This is a genomic window from Parendozoicomonas sp. 2304DJ65-17, assembly GCF_058148445.1.
This window is the reverse complement of sequence record NZ_JBYVJV010000008.1, coordinates 1-17,602: the sequence shown is the minus strand read 5'-3', so window position 1 is coordinate 17,602 and position 17,602 is coordinate 1. Positions and strand designations below refer to the sequence as shown.

The 17,602-nt window shown below is 50.1% G+C and carries 15 protein-coding genes; 12 read left to right on the top strand and 3 right to left on the bottom strand.

Annotation, left to right across the window (positions count from 1 at the left end):
* Position 1: 1 nt before the first annotated feature.
* Positions 2-622: a DMSO/selenate family reductase complex B subunit gene (locus ACY2RR_RS18080; protein WP_490109579.1), complete on the bottom strand. Its 621-nt coding sequence runs from the start codon at positions 620-622 to the stop codon at positions 2-4.
* A 14-nt stretch (positions 623-636) separates the two neighbouring features.
* Entirely contained in the window at positions 637-3,066 is a 2,430-nt protein-coding gene (locus tag ACY2RR_RS18075; RefSeq protein ID WP_490109578.1) for a DMSO/selenate family reductase complex A subunit, read from the bottom strand.
* A 301-nt stretch (positions 3,067-3,367) separates the two neighbouring features.
* Between ACY2RR_RS18075 and ACY2RR_RS18070 the strand changes: the two genes are divergently transcribed.
* From ACY2RR_RS18070 to hemN, 12 genes are all read left to right on the top strand, one after another.
* Positions 3,368-4,027: a TorD/DmsD family molecular chaperone gene (locus tag ACY2RR_RS18070; RefSeq protein WP_490109577.1), complete on the top strand. Its 660-nt coding sequence runs from the start codon at positions 3,368-3,370 to the stop codon at positions 4,025-4,027.
* A gap of 138 nt (positions 4,028-4,165) precedes the next feature.
* Complete coding sequence (locus ACY2RR_RS18065; RefSeq protein ID WP_490109576.1) at positions 4,166-4,729, top strand: acetate uptake transporter; 564 nt, start codon at positions 4,166-4,168, stop codon at positions 4,727-4,729.
* Between the two features lie 312 nt (positions 4,730-5,041).
* Positions 5,042-6,463, top strand: coding sequence for a cytochrome-c oxidase, cbb3-type subunit I (gene ccoN, locus ACY2RR_RS18060; RefSeq protein WP_490109575.1), 1,422 nt, complete (start codon positions 5,042-5,044; stop codon positions 6,461-6,463).
* Positions 6,464-6,477: 14 nt separating this feature from the next.
* A complete protein-coding gene (gene ccoO / locus ACY2RR_RS18055; RefSeq protein ID WP_490109574.1) occupies positions 6,478-7,089 on the top strand; it encodes a cytochrome-c oxidase, cbb3-type subunit II in 612 nt (203 codons plus the stop codon).
* Between the two features lie 15 nt (positions 7,090-7,104).
* Complete coding sequence (locus tag ACY2RR_RS18050) at positions 7,105-7,296, top strand: cbb3-type cytochrome oxidase subunit 3 (protein ID WP_490109573.1); 192 nt, start codon at positions 7,105-7,107, stop codon at positions 7,294-7,296.
* Positions 7,289-8,200, top strand: coding sequence for a cytochrome-c oxidase, cbb3-type subunit III (gene ccoP, locus ACY2RR_RS18045; RefSeq protein ID WP_490109572.1), 912 nt, complete (start codon positions 7,289-7,291; stop codon positions 8,198-8,200). Before ACY2RR_RS18050 ends, ccoP begins: the two co-directional genes overlap by 8 nt.
* 126 nt (positions 8,201-8,326) lie before the next feature.
* Positions 8,327-9,745 carry a cytochrome c oxidase accessory protein CcoG gene (gene ccoG / locus ACY2RR_RS18040; protein ID WP_490109571.1) on the top strand — a complete coding sequence of 473 codons (1,419 nt, stop codon included), beginning with the start codon at positions 8,327-8,329 and terminating at the stop codon, positions 9,743-9,745.
* On the top strand, positions 9,742-10,290 hold the full coding sequence (locus ACY2RR_RS18035; RefSeq protein ID WP_490109570.1) for a FixH family protein: 549 nt from the start codon (positions 9,742-9,744) through the stop codon (positions 10,288-10,290). The genes ccoG and ACY2RR_RS18035 overlap by 4 nt, the downstream gene beginning before the upstream one ends.
* A 50-nt stretch (positions 10,291-10,340) precedes the next feature.
* Positions 10,341-12,779, top strand: a complete 2,439-nt coding sequence (locus tag ACY2RR_RS18030; protein WP_490109569.1) for a heavy metal translocating P-type ATPase — start codon at positions 10,341-10,343, stop codon at positions 12,777-12,779.
* A complete protein-coding gene (gene ccoS, locus ACY2RR_RS18025; RefSeq protein WP_490109568.1) occupies positions 12,779-12,958 on the top strand; it encodes a cbb3-type cytochrome oxidase assembly protein CcoS in 180 nt (59 codons plus the stop codon). Before ACY2RR_RS18030 ends, ccoS begins: the two co-directional genes overlap by 1 nt.
* A gap of 2 nt (positions 12,959-12,960) precedes the next feature.
* Positions 12,961-13,806 carry a sulfite exporter TauE/SafE family protein gene (locus ACY2RR_RS18020; RefSeq protein WP_490109567.1) on the top strand — a complete coding sequence of 282 codons (846 nt, stop codon included), beginning with the start codon at positions 12,961-12,963 and terminating at the stop codon, positions 13,804-13,806.
* 258 nt (positions 13,807-14,064) lie between these two features.
* Complete coding sequence (gene hemN / locus ACY2RR_RS18015; protein WP_490109566.1) at positions 14,065-15,450, top strand: oxygen-independent coproporphyrinogen III oxidase; 1,386 nt, start codon at positions 14,065-14,067, stop codon at positions 15,448-15,450.
* Between the two features lie 74 nt (positions 15,451-15,524).
* Here the strand turns inward: hemN and ACY2RR_RS18010 are convergent.
* A partial coding sequence (locus ACY2RR_RS18010; RefSeq protein ID WP_490109565.1) for an autotransporter outer membrane beta-barrel domain-containing protein occupies positions 15,525-17,602 on the bottom strand: 2,078 nt, incomplete at its 5' end.

Below are 17,602 nucleotides of genomic sequence, written 5' to 3'. Positions count from 1 at the left end.
ATTACCACTCCGTTGGATTCAGAATCTGGCCGGTGGTGTCACCGGTTAAACGGGAGTTACGACCAGTGCTGACAATCAGGTTTGGCTCAGTCAGCTTGGGATCTGGCAGAGGCGCGATATCAGCGCGGTCACCATACTTGGCGCGCAGCTCATCAATTGGCCCGAAGTCCAGTGCTCGCAATGGGCAGGACTCGATGCAGATAGGCTTTTTGCCAACGGCAACACGGTCGAAGCAACCATCACACTTGGTCATGTGCTTCTTCTCTGGGTTGTACTGAGGTGCGCCGTAAGGGCAGGCCATTTCACAGTAACGACAGCCAACGCACACGTCACCATCCACAACAACCAGACCATCTTCTTCACGCTTGTGCATAGCGCCAGTTGGGCAGGCTTTGGTACAGGCAGGTTTGGTGCAATGGTTACAGCTTACAGACACATAGTAAGCGAACACATCGTTTGAGAAGGTGCCATCTTCATGCTGCACCCAGTCGCCACCGCCGTATTCATACACACGACGCCAGGTAACGCCTACTGGCAAGTCATTCTCGTCCTTACAGGACAGCTGACAGGTTTTACAGCCGGTACACTTACTGGTATCGACATGAAATCCGTATTGAGTCATAAATCCTTACTCCTTTAGACCTTGGCGATTTCAACCAGATTGGTGTGCTGAGGGTTACCCTTGGACAGCGGTGTAGTCTTCAGGCGGGTCAACGTATTGATACAACCACCTTTGTCGACTCCGTTACGGTCCAGTCGACGCCATGCGCCTTCACCCAGAGCGGTTACGCCCGGCATGATGCGTGGAGTCACTTTTGCCAGCACGTGAACTTCACCACGGTCGTTCCAGATGCGTACAGTGTCACCATTGCTGATGCCACGCTTGTCAGCATCCATAGGGTTCATCCACACACCATCCATAACCGCTTCACGCAGCTGAGGAATGTTGTGATAAGTGGAGTGAGTACGGCCTTTGGTATGGAAGCCGACCAGCTGCAGAGGATACTTTTCGGACAGTGGGTCAAGATGGCTTTCCCAGGTCGTCACATACTGGGGCAGCGGAGTAATCACATCACCTTCTGGCAGGGTCCACTCTTCAACAATCTTTTCCAGCTTGGTGGAGTAGATTTCAATCTTGCCGGATGGCGTTCCCAGTGCATGCTTAACAGGATCCTTACGGAAGTCTTCCAGTGCAATACGGCCTTCTTTTGGCATCTCTACCATGTAAGGGCCTGTCTCACGCAACTCTTCCAGGGATGGCAGGTTTGGATCTTTCTTCATCAGGCCAGCGTAAAGGTGCTGAATCCACTCTTCGTGGGTACGACCTTCGGTGTACTGATCTTTAATACCAAAACGCTCTGCCAGACCAATGCACATTTCATAGGCGCTGCGGCACTCATACAGTGGCTTGATAGTCTGAGTCAGCGGGAACACGCCGCCCATGGAACCGGAAGAGTAGCCATCACTACTGATGTCAGTGTTTTCCAGAGTAGTTACGTCTGGCAGCAGCAGGTCAGCAAAACGCGCGGTTGGGGTCATGTGGTTTTCAACAACCACAATAAACTCACACTTGCTGTCATCACGGAGGATTTCAGCAGTCTTGTTAATATCTGCGTGCTGGTTACCCAGAATATTACCGGCGTAGTTCAGGATGAACTTGATCGGATTTTTCAGCTGCTTAACACCCTGAACACCGTCAGTAATGTCGGTCATCTCAGGGCCACGCATAATCGCTTCACTCCATCCAAAGAATGGAATGCTGGCTTTAACCGGGTTGGTACCACTTGGCAGCTTGGCAACCTTGTAACCCCAGTTACCTGGCATGTCACCAGTGGTGGTGCCTGGCAGACCAATATTACCGGTCAGGATTGGCAGCATGCAGATAGCACGGGACGTTTGTTCACCGTTCGCCTGACGCTGGATACCAGTACCCTGAGAAATAAACGCAGGCTTGGCGTTACCAATTTCACGGGCCAGCTGAATAATCTTCTTGGCCGGAATGCCGGTAACACTGGCAGCCCATTCAGGAGTTTTAGCAATACCATCTGAGCCGTTACCCAGAATGTGAGCTTTGTAGTGGCCGTTCTTTGGAGCGCTTTCTGGCAGGGATTTTTCATCGTAGCCCTGGCAGTACTTATCCAGGAATGGCTGATCAACCAGACCTTCCGTAATCAGAACGTGGGCAATACCTTCAACCAGCGCGGCATCGGTACCTGGACGAATGGGAATCCACTCATCTTCTTTACCCAGCATGGTGTCGGTGTAGCGAGGATCAATAACGATGGTGCGTACACCACTCTTACGCAGAGCTGTGGTGTATTCATAGATTTCACCACCACCACTCATACGGGTTTCAGCTGGGTTGTAACCAAATTCAACCACCAGATCGGCATTCTTCATTTCAGAAGTGAAGCTGCCGTAAGCGGATGGTTTGTTAGAACCGTAGGTGAATGGCAGGGCGAACTGAATCTGGCCCCAGCTGTAGTTACCGTAGTAATTCAGGAAACCACCCACCTGGTTAAACAGACGCTTGAAGGATTCCTTGCCGTCTGTCTTGTAACCCTGGGTACCGGTGGAATACACCATGAACATAGCATCGTTGCCATATTCGTTGATGGTGTATTTCATCTTGTCTGCCATCAAGTCCAGGGCTTCATCCCAGCTGATGCGTTCAAAGCGGCCTTCACCACGGGTACCCACACGCTTCATGGGGTACTTCAGACGATCCGGGTTGTAAACACGGCGACGGATAGAGCGACCACGCAAGCAGGCGCGCATCTGGTGCTTGCCAAATTCGCTGTCATTACCACGGTTATCAGATTCAACGTGGGTAATCACGCCATCCTTGGTATGAACCTGCAGCGCACAACGGCTACCACAGTTCACCATACAGGCAGACCATTTGGTTTCAGTCTTGGCTGGCGTTTCAGAAGTTTCTTTGGCAATGGACTTCAGGGGCAATCCACTACCGGTGACAGCAGCGGCACCACCAATAGCAGTCGTCCATTTCATAAAGCTCCGTCGCTTAATAGGCGGCAGAACTATCTGATCAAGCCAGTTTTTCATAATGGTTCCAGAGGTAAACATTCAGAACGAGTCGAAACTGCAGAGAGATTTCTGGCTGGAATCAACCAGAAAAAATAATTCCTACCCTTTTTAAAACGCGAACAGTTCTCAATAACCACACATTAAGAAGGGTTTCTGCTGACAGGCATTTTACACACTATTTTCAATAGCTAACCCGTTTATTTATAAGGAAAAATACGTTTTATTTACGTGAAACAAAGGCTTCTATAATCGTTATTGACATGAGTACATTAGCGAAGCAATTAACCACTTGATTTAAATCACTGATTTCTTAAAAGCCATGAATGACACACAGCTAGAACTGATGGCCGGTTTAAACATCGCCAGCCAGTTTTTTTATCAAAGTTTCCACATTCCACCCACACAGGCTTTTCTTAACACTTTGATCGGTGAACAACTTGTTGATCGCTGGCCTCTTATCAACAATAACAAGAAAGTAGAAAACGGCCTGTGCTTCTTAAGAAAAGCAGACCAGGAAGACTTCAAGACATTAAGTAAAGATTATGCGGATTTGTTTCTGGGGCCGGATATTCTTAAAGCAGCACCATGGGCTTCGGTTTACCTCACGGAAGAACAACTGAACTGCGGTTCACCAACAATGGCGGCTAAAGCTTTTTACCACGAGTACGGCATTGTTATTGATACGCCTACCCGGGAACCAGAAGATCATATTGGCTTTATGTTTGCTTTTCTGGCGCATCTCACTAACAAAGCTTTGGAAGCTCATGAACAAGGTGAACAAGTTCAACCCTGGTTAGATGCCTGCAGTAGTTTCTTAACAGAGCACGTACTCACCTGGCCCCCCCGTTTTCTGGAAAACATGGAACAGAATGCAACGACAGATTTCTATCGTGGCATCAGCCTTCTGGCAGAAGGAACCTTACAACAGTTTGCAGAATTATCCGGAGCTTCTTACAAAATCGTAAAGCTTTATCGATAACAAACATCCAGCCTCTGCTTTTGCGGAGGCTTTCCTTTTTATTAAAAGAACTCAACAACACATCTTACACTCCCGGCCTTTGGTCTATACCTACTCCGCCTGGCACCGCATGAACCATTTCACAACTGGAGCAATCCCATGCAAACAGACGGCTTTTCTAACCCAGCGCCACTCGGACTAATGGGTTTCGGTATGACCACCGTTCTGCTCAATATTCATAATGCCGGGTTCTTTCCGATAACCGGGATGATCCTCGCCATGGGTCTTTGTTACGGGGGCGCAGCACAGGTTATTGCTGGCATTCTGGAATTTCGCAAAGGCAATACCTTTGGCACCACGGCCTTCACATCCTACGGTTTATTCTGGATAAGTCTTGTGGCTTTACTGCTGTTTCCCGGTTTGGATTCTTCTGTTGCCCAGTCCACACCTCCTGCGTTTATGGGCTGGTACCTCGGGCTCTGGGGTATTTTCACACTGTTTATGTTTTTCGGTACCCTGCGCAGCCCCAGAGTTCTGCAATTTGTTTTTGCCTCTCTCGCACTATTGTTTTTTCTGCTGGCAGCCAGAGATTTTACCGGTTCCGCCAGCATCGGAACCTTTGCCGGTTTTGAGGGAATAATCTGTGGTGCATCGGCCATGTACCTCTCAATGGCCGAAGTTATAAATGAACAATATGGACGCACAGTTCTGCCCATTGGTTAAACGACAGACAAAGACCATATTTTTTATCCGGTTATTACAACCGAGCTTGCGTATTTACACCTAGATTCTGTTATGATTGCGCCGCCAAAAGGAGCCGGTGGCGTAGCATTTTCCGCATTCGCCCACCGCATACCACCCTAAAAAAAGCAATAAGGTAGTACGCTCCACTACACCATAAGCCTGAAGAACTGTGTGAAAAGGTTAAAATCGCCTGCTAAATAACCAGCAATTGATCTATGTCATTGTTGAGTGCAGCGAGCTTTTTCATACTTATCTCGGTTTATACGTACAACCGCAATCGTGGATCGCGATATGAGCAACGCAACGGACACACATTACAATTACAAAGTGGTTCGCCAGTTTGCAGTAATGACGGTGATATGGGGGATCGTCGGCATGACCGTCGGGCTCTTTATCGCTGCGCAGCTGGTTTGGCCTGAACTTAACTTCGAACCTTATCTGACCTTTGGGCGACTCAGACCACTGCATACCAATGCGGTGATTTTTGCGTTTGGTGGATCAGCTCTGTTCGCAACCTCTTACTACGTCGTACAGCGTACCTGTCAGGCTCGCCTGATTTCCGATGCCCTGGCGTCCTTCACCTTCTGGGGCTGGAACCTGGTTATCGTACTGGCGGCCATTACCCTGCCTCTGGGTATGACTTCCTCCAAGGAATACGCTGAACTGGAATGGCCGATCGACATCCTGATCACTATCGTATGGGTGGTGTATGCGATTGTCTTCTTCGGCACCATTATGAAGCGCAAGGCCAAGCACATTTATGTAGCTAACTGGTTCTTTGGCGCGTTCATCGTCACCGTGGCTGTTCTGCACATTGTGAACAACATGGAGATGCCGGTCACCCTATTCAAGTCTTACTCCGCATACTCCGGCGCCATGGATGCAACCATCCAGTGGTGGTACGGACACAACGCAGTAGGCTTCTTCCTGACCGCCGGTTTCCTGGGCATCATGTACTACTTCGTACCGAAGCAGGCTGAGCGTCCGGTATATTCCTACCGCCTGTCCATCGTGCACTTCTGGGCACTGGTAGCTATCTACATCTGGGCGGGCCCTCACCACCTGCACTACACCGCTCTGCCTGACTGGGCACAGAGCCTGGGTATGGTGATGTCCCTGATCCTGCTGGCTCCTTCCTGGGGTGGTATGATCAACGGTGTGATGACTCTCTCCGGCGCATGGCACAAGCTGCGTACTGATCCAATTCTGCGCTTCCTGGTGGTATCCCTGTCTTTCTATGGCATGTCGACCTTTGAAGGTCCGATGATGGCGATCAAGACTGTAAACGCCCTGTCTCACTACACTGACTGGACTATCGGCCACGTACACTCCGGTGCTCTTGGCTGGGTTGCCATGGTATCTATCGGTGCCCTGTATCACCTGATTCCAAAAGTGTTTGGTCGTGACGGCATGCACAGTACAAGCCTGATCAATGCTCACTTCTGGCTGGCAACTATTGGCACCGTACTGTATATCGTTGCCCTGTGGGTGAACGGTATTACCCAGGGCCTGATGTGGCAGGCAGTTAACGTAGACGGCACCCTGCAGTACAGCTTTATTGAATCCGTTGAAGCCAGCATGCCCGGTTATGTTGTTCGTCTGATCGGTGGTGGGTTCTTTGTGATCGGCATGTTCGTCATGCTTTACAACGTCTGGCTGACAATTCGCGCTTCCAAGCCTGAAGAGTCTGAAGCCGCTGCGGCTATGGCGTAAGGGGGAGTAAGGACATGCTCAAGCACGAAATTATAGAAAAAAATATTGGCCTGATGGTTATTGGCGTGATCTTCGCCATCAGCTTCGGCGGCCTCGTGGAAATTGTTCCTCTGTTCAACCTGAAGGAAACCACAGAGCCCGTTGAAGGCCTCAAGCCATACACCGCACTCCAACTGGAAGGTCGTGACGTATACATCAAAGAGGGTTGCGTAGGCTGCCACTCCCAGATGATTCGCCCACTGCGGGCTGAGGTAGAACGTTACGGTCATTACTCTGTCGCTGGTGAGTCTGTTTACGACTACCCGTTCCTGTGGGGTTCCAAGCGCACCGGTCCTGACCTGGCCCGTGTTGGTGAGCGTTACTCCGATGAATGGCATCGCGCACACCTGGTTAACCCTCGTGACGTAGTGCCAGCATCCATTATGCCGGCTTACCCACACCTGAATGAAAACCTGATTGACAGTGCTGTTACACCGAAGAAGCTGGAAGCCCTGAGAACTCTGGGTGTTCCTTATACCGACGAAGATATCGCCGGTGCTTCCGAGGCTGTGCAGGGTAAGACTGAAATGGATGCTCTGGTTGCTTACCTGCAAAACCTCGGCACCGTGATTACCCAGAAGCGTTAAGCGGGGGATAGTGCAATGGATATCGACATTAATACCCTGCGAGGCCTGGCAACAGTGTTCTGCATGGGGGCCTTTATCGCAGTTGTACTCTGGGCTTACAGCGACCGTAAGCATAAGGATTTTGAAGAAGCTGCCAACCTGCCCTTTCAGGATGAAGGGCTGACGGGCAGCATACACAAGAATAAGAAGGAGGCTCCACATGTCTGATTTCTGGAGCGCGTGGGTTCTGGTTCTGACCCTGGGATGCCTGGCATTCATCAGTTTTGTGCTGTTTTCCACCTGGAAAGTGCAGCGCAAAAAGGCCACGGAAGAAACTGTCGGCCATGAATTTGATGGTATTACCGAATACGACAACCCCATGCCTATGTGGTGGATTGGCTTATTCCTGGGAACCATGATTTTCAGTGCTGTTTATCTGGTTCTATACCCCGGTATCTGGCCAGGCAAGTTCGATGGTATTCTGGGTTGGACCTCTCGTGGCGAACTGAAAGCTGACCAGGAAAAGCACGCCCGTCAATACCAGCCACTGTTTGATCAGTATGCTGCCAAGAGTATTGAAGAGCTGCAGAGCAACCCTAAGGCGTTGTCCATGGGTAAGCGTATCTTCCTGAACAACTGCGCCCTGTGTCATGGCAGTGATGCTGGCGGTACCTTTGGTTTCCCTCAGCTGAACGACCACGATTGGTTATGGGGTGGTTCGGCTGCTGAAATTGAAGCCACTGTACTGAATGGCCGTAATGGCCAGATGCCTGCCTGGGGCCCAGTTCTTGGTGAGAAAGGTGTTCGCAACGTTGCGTCGTATGTACGTGACCTGAGCGGCCTGAAAACCAAGGCCAGCGAACAGGATCTGGCAGCGGGTAAAGCTGCGTATGCAACTACCTGTGCGGTGTGTCACGGAGCCGATGGTAAAGGTAACAAGCTGTTTGGTGCACCTAACCTGACTGACGACGTTTGGCTCTTTGGTAGCAGCCAGACTCAGGTGGAATACACCATCCGTAAGGGTCGTAACGGTGTGATGCCGGCCTGGAAAGATATTCTTGGCCCTCAGAAGGTTCACCTCGTTTCTGCCTATGTTTACAGCCTGTCTAATAAAGACAAAGCAACACAGTAAACTGCGTAACAGCAGGCAGCTTAGTCAGCTGCCTGCTTATCTTTTTAAGTCTAAGAACAACTCTCCCCAGCCCCAGAATAATAACGAAATCAAAGCGTCGAGAGCCTGAATAATAACGGTTGAGGAATGTCCCCCGTGATCAAGCCTGAAAACCAGCAGAATGAACCGGAAATAATAGAAACGATTAACCTCTATGAGCGAAGGGAAAAGATTTACACCCGCGCCTTTGAGGGTTTCTACCGCAACCTGCGAAACTACGGTGGCGCACTTCTTTTTCTTCTCTATTTCGGAACCGTCTGGCTGACATGGGGCGACCGTCAGGCTGTACTCTGGGATCTCGGCACTCGCCAGTTTCATATCTTTAGCGAAACCTTTCTGCCTCAGGACTTTATTCTGCTGTCCTGGATGCTGATCATTTGCGCCTTCGGCCTGTTCTTTATTACTGTACTGGCCGGCCGGGTATGGTGCGGTTACACCTGCCCGCAAAGTGTTTTCACCTGGGTATTTATGTGGGTTGAGAAAGTCACTGAAGGTGACCGCAACAAGCGTATGCGCCTCGACAAAGCCCCCATGAGTGCCGAAAAGTTTGCCCGTAAATTTGCCAAACACCTGCTCTGGTTACTGATATCCCTGGCTGTTGGCATCACTTTCGTTGGTTATTTCACTCCAATACGAGAACTGATTGGTAACCTGCTTACCGCAGAAGCCTCCGCATGGGCGGTATTCTGGATTGGCTTCTTCACACTCGCCACCTACGGCAACGCTGGCTGGTTACGTGAGCAGGTGTGCATTTATATGTGCCCCTATGCTCGTTTCCAGAGTGTAATGTATGACAAAGACACCCTGACTGTTCATTACGATGCAACCCGCGGTGAAAGCCGTGGCCCACGTAAGCGTAATGCTGATCCAAAAGAGCTGGGCATCGGCGACTGCATTGACTGTAATCTGTGTGTACATGTTTGCCCTACCGGCATTGATATCCGTGACGGTCTGCAATACGAGTGCATAAGCTGCGGTGCCTGCGTAGATGCCTGTAACGGCATTATGGACAAAATGAACTACGACAGAGGGCTGATTCGCTACAGCAGCGAAAGTGAGCTGGAAGGCAACAAGCCCCATCTGCTGCGCCCACGCCTGATTGGTTACTTCATAGCGCTTTGCATTATCACCGGTTTATTCCTGTTCACTCTTACCCAGCGCACAGTTCTGGAGTTTGAAGCTCTGCGGGATCGTCAGAGTTTGTACAGCACCAACAATGCTGGCCAGATTGAAAATATCTACACACTGAAACTGGTAAACAAGTCCCAGCAACCCCAGACGCTGAACATAAGCGTTTCCGGCTTGAAAGATGTTATTATCCGCGGCAATACCCGTGTAACTATCGAGCCGGGTTCGGTAACAAGCCTTCCTGTGCGATTGGCAGTTCCGCCTGAAGTATTAACCGGAACCAATACCACTATTGAGTTCCATGCGAACAGTGACAGTGCAGATGGCCCAGCCACGACAGCTGAGAGCCGCTTCCTGTCTCCAAGGACAACGCCATGACGCCTAACGCAGAAAAAGAGCCATTTACACATTGGTACCAGGAACCATGGGCCTGGTACATTGTTGGTGTAATCCTTGTCACTATTACCTGGGGTACATTCCAGGTCATAGTGTCATTTAAAAACGCTGACGAAGTTGTAGTGGATGACTACTACAAAGTCGGTAAGGCCATTAACCAGGATTTGAGCCGTGACCGTCGCGCCCACGAGCAGAATATCGCGGCCAATATCAATTTTGATGAAGCGTCAGGTTCTTTGAAGGTGGCTATGTCCGGCTCGACAGATAACTGGCCCCAGCAATTGCGCCTTCGCCTTCTGCCTGCAGCCAAGGGGGTAGAAAAGCAAATTATTCCCTTACTGCAAACGCCGGCTCAAGACACTCTTTATAGAGGCCAGTCCCAGGGTATTCCTGCCGGGCGTTACTACGTACAGTTGGAAACCCTTGACGAAATCACTCCGGAACAGGGTTACCTGACCGGTTGGCGCTTGAACCGTGAAATCTGGATTGAAGATAACACGCCGGTTGAACTGGCCGCTTATGAGTGATCCATTTGTTTCCATACCACTGCTATGTGTTTCTTATTAAGTGAAAGTGAATGAGTGAAAAAAGTTGTTTTCACTGCCACCTGCCCATCAATGGTCCTGTTCAGTTTACTGCGACCATTGATGGCGAAGACCGCCCTATGTGTTGCCCCGGATGTCAGGCTGTTGCTACAGCCATTGTTTCCGGCGGACTCGATAACTACTACCGCTATCGCACTGAACCTGCCCAACAGGCAGACCTGAGTCAGGCCTTAAAAGCAGAGTATGAACTCTACGACCGGGAAGATCTTCAGCAGAGTTTTATCCGTAGCCTCACCCCGGAAAGTGCTTCACAAAAACTTGAAGCCCGCCTGTTAATAGAAGGCATTACCTGTTCAGCCTGCGTCTGGCTTCTTGAACATCACCTGTCGTCCATAGAGGGCGTTGAGTCCGTCACTGTAAATCTCAGCCAACATACGGCAACGGTCACCTTCAATTCAGAGACCGTAAAAATCAGTGAAGTGATGCTCGCTGTTCTTGCGGTTGGTTATCGCGCTCACCCCTGGCGACAGGAACAGCAGGACGCCCTGTTGGAAAAAGAACACAAACAGTTTATCCGCCGCCTCGCCGTTGCCGGTATCGGCACCATGCAGGTAATGATGTATGCCATTGCCATGTACGCTGGCGCAGCACAAGGGATGGAAGCTGAGTTTCACACCTTGATGCGTTGGGTCAGTGCCCTGATTGCAACACCGGTTGTGCTTTATTCTGCCCGCCCATTCTTTTCTGCGGCCTGGAGGGATATCAAGAATCGCAATCCCGGCATGGATGTTCCCGTATCCATTGCTATTGGTGGTGCTTACCTGGCCAGCCTCTGGGGAACTTTTCAGGGAACAGGCGAAGTGTATTTTGACTCTGTCAGCATGTTCACCCTGTTTCTGCTGAGTGGCCGCTTTCTGGAAATGCGGGCACGCCACCGCACCAGCCAGACATCCCGCAGCCTGCACTTACTTCTACCGGAAAGCTGTTTACGCGTTAATAAAGATGGTGAAGCGGAACGGGTCAGCCCCTCCGATCTACAGGTAGGCGACAACATTCGTATTCTCCCCGGAGAAAACATTCCAGCTGATGGCGTTATTTTCAGTGGCCAAAGCTCTGTGAATGAATCTGCACTTACTGGTGAGTACCTTCCGGTTGCCAAACATAAAGGTGACCAGGTCGCTGCCGGGACTATCAATACAGAGAATGCAATTGAGGTAGAAGTAACCCACGTTGGGCAGAATACCCGCCTGTCCGCTATTGCCCGTTTGCTTGAACAAGCCCAAGGGGACAAACCTGCTATTGCCCGACAGGCTGACCGCGTCGCAGGATGGTTTGTCTGTTCAGTGTTGTTAGCAGCTGTTGGTGTTTACTTCTACTGGCTCCAGCATGAACCGGATGATGCCTTCTGGATTGTTCTTTCTGTACTTGTTGCCACCTGCCCCTGTGCACTTTCTCTGGCAACACCAACAGCATTAACCGCTGTGACTGGGTATCTTCAATCAAAAGGCTTATTAGTTAGCCGCAGTCGTGTGCTAGAAGGCTTACCGCAAATCACTCATGTGATATTCGATAAAACCGGTACATTGACTCGCGGTGATCTCAGCCTTGCTGATGTAAAAATACGCGACAAGACCTATAACAGAAGTGAATTACTGGATATAGCTGCTGCTCTGGAAAGCCATTCTGAACACCCTATTGCCCATGCTTTTCCCGCATCAACCACAGAGGTAAAAGATGTAGAAAACATAACCGCTCAGGGACTGCTGGGCAGAATTGCTGGCCACACCTGGCGTATAGGAAAACCCTCCTTTGCCAGCCCGGCCATGGAAGCAAGTCCTCCAGACAACCACCTCACCTGGTTGTTGCTGAGCTGCGACAAAATGCCACTGGCCTGGTTTGGCCTCGATGATACCCTGCGCCCTGAGGCAAAACAGGTCATCAATGAACTGAAAACCAGAGGCCTTAATGTCGGATTGTTGAGCGGTGACAATCAGGGTGTTGTTAACCGTGTAGGCCAGGAGCTTGGCATTGAAGAGTGTTATGGACAGGCCACCCCGGATGACAAACTCAATCACGTGCAACAGCTTCAGCAACAGGGCCATCGTGTTCTGATGGTTGGAGATGGGGTAAATGACATTCCGGTGCTGGCTGCAGCAGATTTATCTGTCGCTATGAACACTGCTTCAGACCTGGCTCGTACACACGCTGATGCTCTGCTACTTTCAGGGGACTTGAACCAACTCCCGGCCAGCATAGACAAAGCCTGCGATACCCGCCGGATTATCCGACAGAACATGGTTTGGGCCTTGGGGTATAACCTGCTGGTACTGCCTTTGGCGGCATCTGGCTGGCTGGCTCCCTGGATGGCTGCCATTGGCATGTCTGCAAGCTCTCTGGTTGTTGTTGGTAATGCACTGAGACTTTCAAAACCACAAAAAGACAAAGTCATGCAGTACATGGAGGATAACTAATGGACAGTCTTTTCATACTTATTCCCATTGCTGTGGTTTTTGTTGCAGTAGCGGTCGCTATTTTCTTCTGGGCTGTGGACAACAACCAGTTTGATGATCTGGAAGGTCCTGCACACAGCATTTTGTTCGATGAGCCTGATGCAAAACCGAATAAAGATAAAAGCAAGATCCAGGAGTAGTAATGACTGACCAATTAAGCCTGACAGCAGCATTTCTGCTGGGCCTGCTGGGGGGCGGACACTGTGTTGGCATGTGCGGGGGCATTATGTCGGCATTGAGCGTTGGCAGTGGCGCGCCACCCCGCTCACTAAAGAGTTTCAATATCCTTCTGGGATACAATCTGGGACGCATTTTCAGCTATACCGTTATTGGTTTCCTGATGGGCTGGCTGGGCTGGTTTATTGGTGGATTCAGTAAAGAAACCAGTGTCGCCTTGCGTATCTTTGCCGGCATTATGCTGGTTGGTATGGGGCTCTATCTGGCCGGATGGTGGACAGGCATTACCGTACTGGAAAAAGCTGGTCACACACTCTGGCGTCGCATTCAGCCTACAGCGTCCGCCATGTTACCGGTGAACAGCCCCATAAAAGCGATTGGCGTTGGTGCACTCTGGGGATGGCTGCCCTGCGGCCTGATTTACAGCACATTAATCTGGGCAGCTGCCAGCAATAGCGCTATTGAGTCCGCCTCACTCATGCTGGCTTTTGGGCTAGGCACTCTTCCCGTATTACTCCTGACCGGGCTTCTGGCAGAACAGATGCGTAACCTGTTGCAAAATAAACTGTTCCGCTCTGCGGCCGGCATCTTAGTCATTCTGTTTGGTTTATGGACAGTTCCTGGCCCTCACCAGATGTGGGTGATGATGAAACTGGACTTCAGTGGCCAGCCTCACCAGATGAACCATGGCAGTATGAGTCATGAAAACATGAACCACGAAAGCATGAACCATGGAAATATGGATCATTCCCAAATGAACCATTCAGATATGGACTCTCCATCCGTAGATCACTCAAAGATGGGCCATTGACCCCGATTCTTTTTACTACATTCTTCTGTAAAATTTGCAGAAGAATGTAGCTCTTTAGCTTCAATCTCTACAGCCTCATCAATTTTTCGTAAACCTGCCAAGTAGTCTGACAACAGAAGTTGAGTCTCTATTGATACACATCAAGGCGCTAGAACCATCAGACTATAAACTGTCAATCAGTATTTAGTGCAGGCAATCGTATTAATTTGCCATTTTGCGAAAAAAATAATATGCATTCTTCGATTGCAGGAAACAGAGATGAACAACTCACTGATCTGGGATTCCAGTCTACTAAAGCGATACGATCGTCCGGGACCTCGTTACACCTCATATCCAACTGCGGTTCAGTTCACCAGTGAGTTTGAAACAGACACTTTTATTCAGGCAGAACAGGACAGCGGGCATCAAAGAAAGCCTCTCTCTCTGTATTTTCATATCCCCTTCTGCGATACCGTCTGTTACTACTGCGGCTGCAACAAAATAGTTACCAAGCGCCGCGAACAAGCTCAGCCCTATCTGGATCTGATGTGCCAGGAAATGGCCATGCACGCCAAAAATCTTGGTTACAAAGCTACGGTTGAACAATTGCATCTGGGTGGAGGAACACCCACATTTCTTAGCAAGGAGCAGCTGACCCAGTTAATGGAAACCGCTCACAAGTATTTCCATCTGGATTTCAGTGAATTCTCCGATTACTCCATTGAAATTGATCCCCGTGAAGCAGACTGGGGCATGATGGGATTATTGCGGAATCTTGGTTTTAACCGCATCAGCCTTGGCGTTCAGGACTTTGACCCTGCTGTGCAAAAAGCTGTTAACCGCATTCAGCCAAGAGCCGTCACCGAAAGCGTAATAGACGCCGCGCGCGCCATGCATTTTGACTCTATCAATGTCGACCTGATTTATGGTTTACCACTGCAAAACTGTGAAAGCTTTCTGAAAACTGTTGACCGGGTGATCGAGCTTGCGCCAGAGAGATTATCTGTCTTTAACTACGCCCACTTGCCTCACAGATTTATGCCTCAGCGCCGAATACGCAACGAAGACCTTCCCTCTCCGGAAGAAAAGCTGCGCATTATGGAAGCAACTACTGAGCGTCTGACTGAAGCTGGCTATGTTTACATCGGCATGGATCACTTTGCCCTACCAGATGATGACCTGGCTGCAGCACAGGAAGATGGCGTTCTGCACCGTAACTTCCAGGGCTATACCACTCACGGTCACTGCGACCTGATAGGTATGGGTGTTTCATCCATCAGCCAGGTTGGCAACACTTACGCTCAGAACTTTACCGATATGGCGAGTTATAGCGAAGCTATTAATGCGGGCCGCCTTGCTATTAATAAAGGCCTGCAAAGCTCTGCCGAAGATCAGCTGCGCTCCCATGTTATTCGTCGTTTGCTCTGTGACTTCCAACTGAACTTCCATGATGTGGAATCTGAGTTTGGTATCCACTTCACCAAGCATTTCAAACCAGAACTGGAAGCATTATCCGTTATGGCGAAAGACGAACTGCTGCTAATGGACGGAGAATCCATCAAGGTTCTTCCCCGCGGCCGTCTGCTTATTCGCAACATCTGCATGACCTTCGATCTGTATCTGGCTGCTGCCCAGGAACAGCAGAAGTTTTCACGGGTTATCTGATAACCGCTATTTTTCCTATAAACAAACGGGGCCGCATAATGCGGCCCCGTTTGTGTTTTTACCTTATCGAGCTATTAGAACTTCTGCTCAAAGGTCAGTGAAGCACCGTAGCTGCGGCTCTTGCGACCACGGGTTCCTTCCATGTCAAAAGACAAACTTCTGTTGTCATCAAACTGGGAGTTCACACCCAGATTGTACCACTGAAGCTTGCGATCACGCTGCTTACGCTTCTCCGTTACACTGTTACCACTCTCAAGATGAGTCATCGTCGTCTTGTGATCAGCGAAGTGGTTCATCTGAACACCGGCACCACCGTGGATACTGGTCAGATACCTGAAACCTGGCACCTGGTAATCCATCATCAAGCCATAACGGTCTATACGATCATGACGGCTGCTACCTTTTACCTTCACTTTATCTTTGTGCTGACTCTTCAGATCAAAACCAGACTGACGGCTATCGATATACATAAACTCAGCAATAGGCGTCAGAGTCAGGCCCGGTACAAACGCATCCAGATGGATGTCATAGCCGGTGCCAATCCAGGCAGCCCAGTCATTCATGGTGAAGTTACCCTTGTAGCTATCGCCACTGATCTTATCTTTGCCTTTCGCTTTCACATCGTGATGACCAACTGTCAGGGCACCGTCGATATGGAAGTTATCACGCTTCCAGGAGAAGAATGGGCCAACCCGCAGACTGGTCATATCGGTGCTGCCACTCATTCCCTTCAGAGAAGTATTGTTATTCTCCGCCGAGAACATCACACCAACCAGCAGTTCGGTATCCAGAGCTTTAAACGCTCCCATTTCAAAACCATAACCACGGTTTTTGTATCCAGGCAGACCAGAACTCATCTTGGCTGTGCCGCGATTACCGTAGGCACGCACGTAGCTGTATACACCGCCAGGCTGCAGGGAATCTTTCAAACCACCCTTTACAGAGGCTTCAACCGCACCGGCATCAATACGCTCAATGGCAGAATCAGCACTTGTTGCACGCCCTTTACGGAAATCAGAGATAACTCTGTGATGCCCCGAGAACATCTGCATTGCCGCATTGTTTGACACTTCAGCAGCAGTAGCAGGCAATGCCGCCACCAGGGCACTATCAAAGACTGGCTCATTCACAACCGGTGCCGCTGGCTGAGGTTGCGCCTGAGGCTCATCTTCATTTTCGGTTTCTTGAGCGTCACCGTCATCCTCAGACTCTTCTTCATCTTCAGAATCAGCTTCAGGCTCTTCTTCTGGCTGTTCGTCATCACTGTCTGCTCCCTGATCCTGTGAAGGGTCCTCTTCGTCATCATCATGACTGGCAAAGTTATTGTTGCCGTCACCCTGAGGAGGAATCTCTGGGGATGAAGAAGAATCATCCTCCTTTGATTCAGGATCTTCTTCCGGAGCATCGCCAGTAGAGTCTTCACGACGCCTGTTTATATTGCCGACGCCATCATCGTCATCGTCGTCATGAGAGGCGTTGGGCTGCTTTTTAGCTTCCTGCTCTTTAGCCTCCTGCTCTTTAGCTTCTTGCTCTTTCAGCTTTTGCAACTCGATACGAGCCTCTTCCTTCATCGCAGCCCAAAACTCCTGGTCAGCTTTCAGGTCGATTTGATGCTGCTCTTCCAAACGCTCTTGCTCAAGACGCTCCTTCTCCAGACGTTCTTTCTCCAAACGCTCTTGCGCAAGACGCTCCTTCTCCAGACGTTCGTTCTCTAAACGCTCTTGCTCCAGACGTTCTTTCTCTAAACGCTCTTGCTCAAGACGCTCCTTCTCCAGACGCTCTTTCTCTAAACGCTCTTGCTCAAGGCGCTCCTTCTCCAGACGTTCTTTCTCTAAACGCTCTTGCTCAAGGCGCTCCTTCTCCAGACGCTCTTTCTCTAAACGCTCTTGCTCAAGACGCTCCTTCTCCAGACGCTCTTTCTCTAAACGCTCTTGCTCAAGGCGCTCCTTCTCCAGACGTTCTTTCTCTAAACGCTCTTGCGCAAGGCGCTCCTTCTCCAGACGTTCGTTCTCTAAACGCTCTTGCTCAAGGCGCTCCTTCTCCAGACGTTCTTTCTCTAAACGCTCTTGCTCCAGACGCTCTTGCTCCAGACGCTCCTTCTCCAGACGTTCTTTCTCTAAACGCTCTTGCTCAAGACGCTCCTTTTCCAGAC

What these genes read in the sequence shown, in the direction of transcription:
- ccoG (WP_490109571.1), top strand. Translation starts at nt 8,327, where the DNA reads ATGTCCCCCGTGATCAAGCCTGAAAACCAGCAGAATGAACCGGAAATA.
- ACY2RR_RS18075 (WP_490109578.1), bottom strand. Translation starts at nt 3,066, where the DNA reads ATGAAAAACTGGCTTGATCAGATAGTTCTGCCGCCTATTAAGCGACGG.
- hemN (WP_490109566.1), top strand. Translation starts at nt 14,065, where the DNA reads ATGAACAACTCACTGATCTGGGATTCCAGTCTACTAAAGCGATACGAT.
- ACY2RR_RS18070 (WP_490109577.1), top strand. Translation starts at nt 3,368, where the DNA reads ATGAATGACACACAGCTAGAACTGATGGCCGGTTTAAACATCGCCAGC.
- ccoO (WP_490109574.1), top strand. Translation starts at nt 6,478, where the DNA reads ATGCTCAAGCACGAAATTATAGAAAAAAATATTGGCCTGATGGTTATT.
- ACY2RR_RS18030 (WP_490109569.1), top strand. Translation starts at nt 10,341, where the DNA reads ATGAGTGAAAAAAGTTGTTTTCACTGCCACCTGCCCATCAATGGTCCT.
- ACY2RR_RS18035 (WP_490109570.1), top strand. Translation starts at nt 9,742, where the DNA reads ATGACGCCTAACGCAGAAAAAGAGCCATTTACACATTGGTACCAGGAA.
- ccoP (WP_490109572.1), top strand. Translation starts at nt 7,289, where the DNA reads ATGTCTGATTTCTGGAGCGCGTGGGTTCTGGTTCTGACCCTGGGATGC.
- ACY2RR_RS18050 (WP_490109573.1), top strand. Translation starts at nt 7,105, where the DNA reads ATGGATATCGACATTAATACCCTGCGAGGCCTGGCAACAGTGTTCTGC.
- ccoS (WP_490109568.1), top strand. Translation starts at nt 12,779, where the DNA reads ATGGACAGTCTTTTCATACTTATTCCCATTGCTGTGGTTTTTGTTGCA.
- ACY2RR_RS18080 (WP_490109579.1), bottom strand. Translation starts at nt 622, where the DNA reads ATGACTCAATACGGATTTCATGTCGATACCAGTAAGTGTACCGGCTGT.
- ACY2RR_RS18065 (WP_490109576.1), top strand. Translation starts at nt 4,166, where the DNA reads ATGCAAACAGACGGCTTTTCTAACCCAGCGCCACTCGGACTAATGGGT.
- ccoN (WP_490109575.1), top strand. Translation starts at nt 5,042, where the DNA reads ATGAGCAACGCAACGGACACACATTACAATTACAAAGTGGTTCGCCAG.
- ACY2RR_RS18020 (WP_490109567.1), top strand. Translation starts at nt 12,961, where the DNA reads ATGACTGACCAATTAAGCCTGACAGCAGCATTTCTGCTGGGCCTGCTG.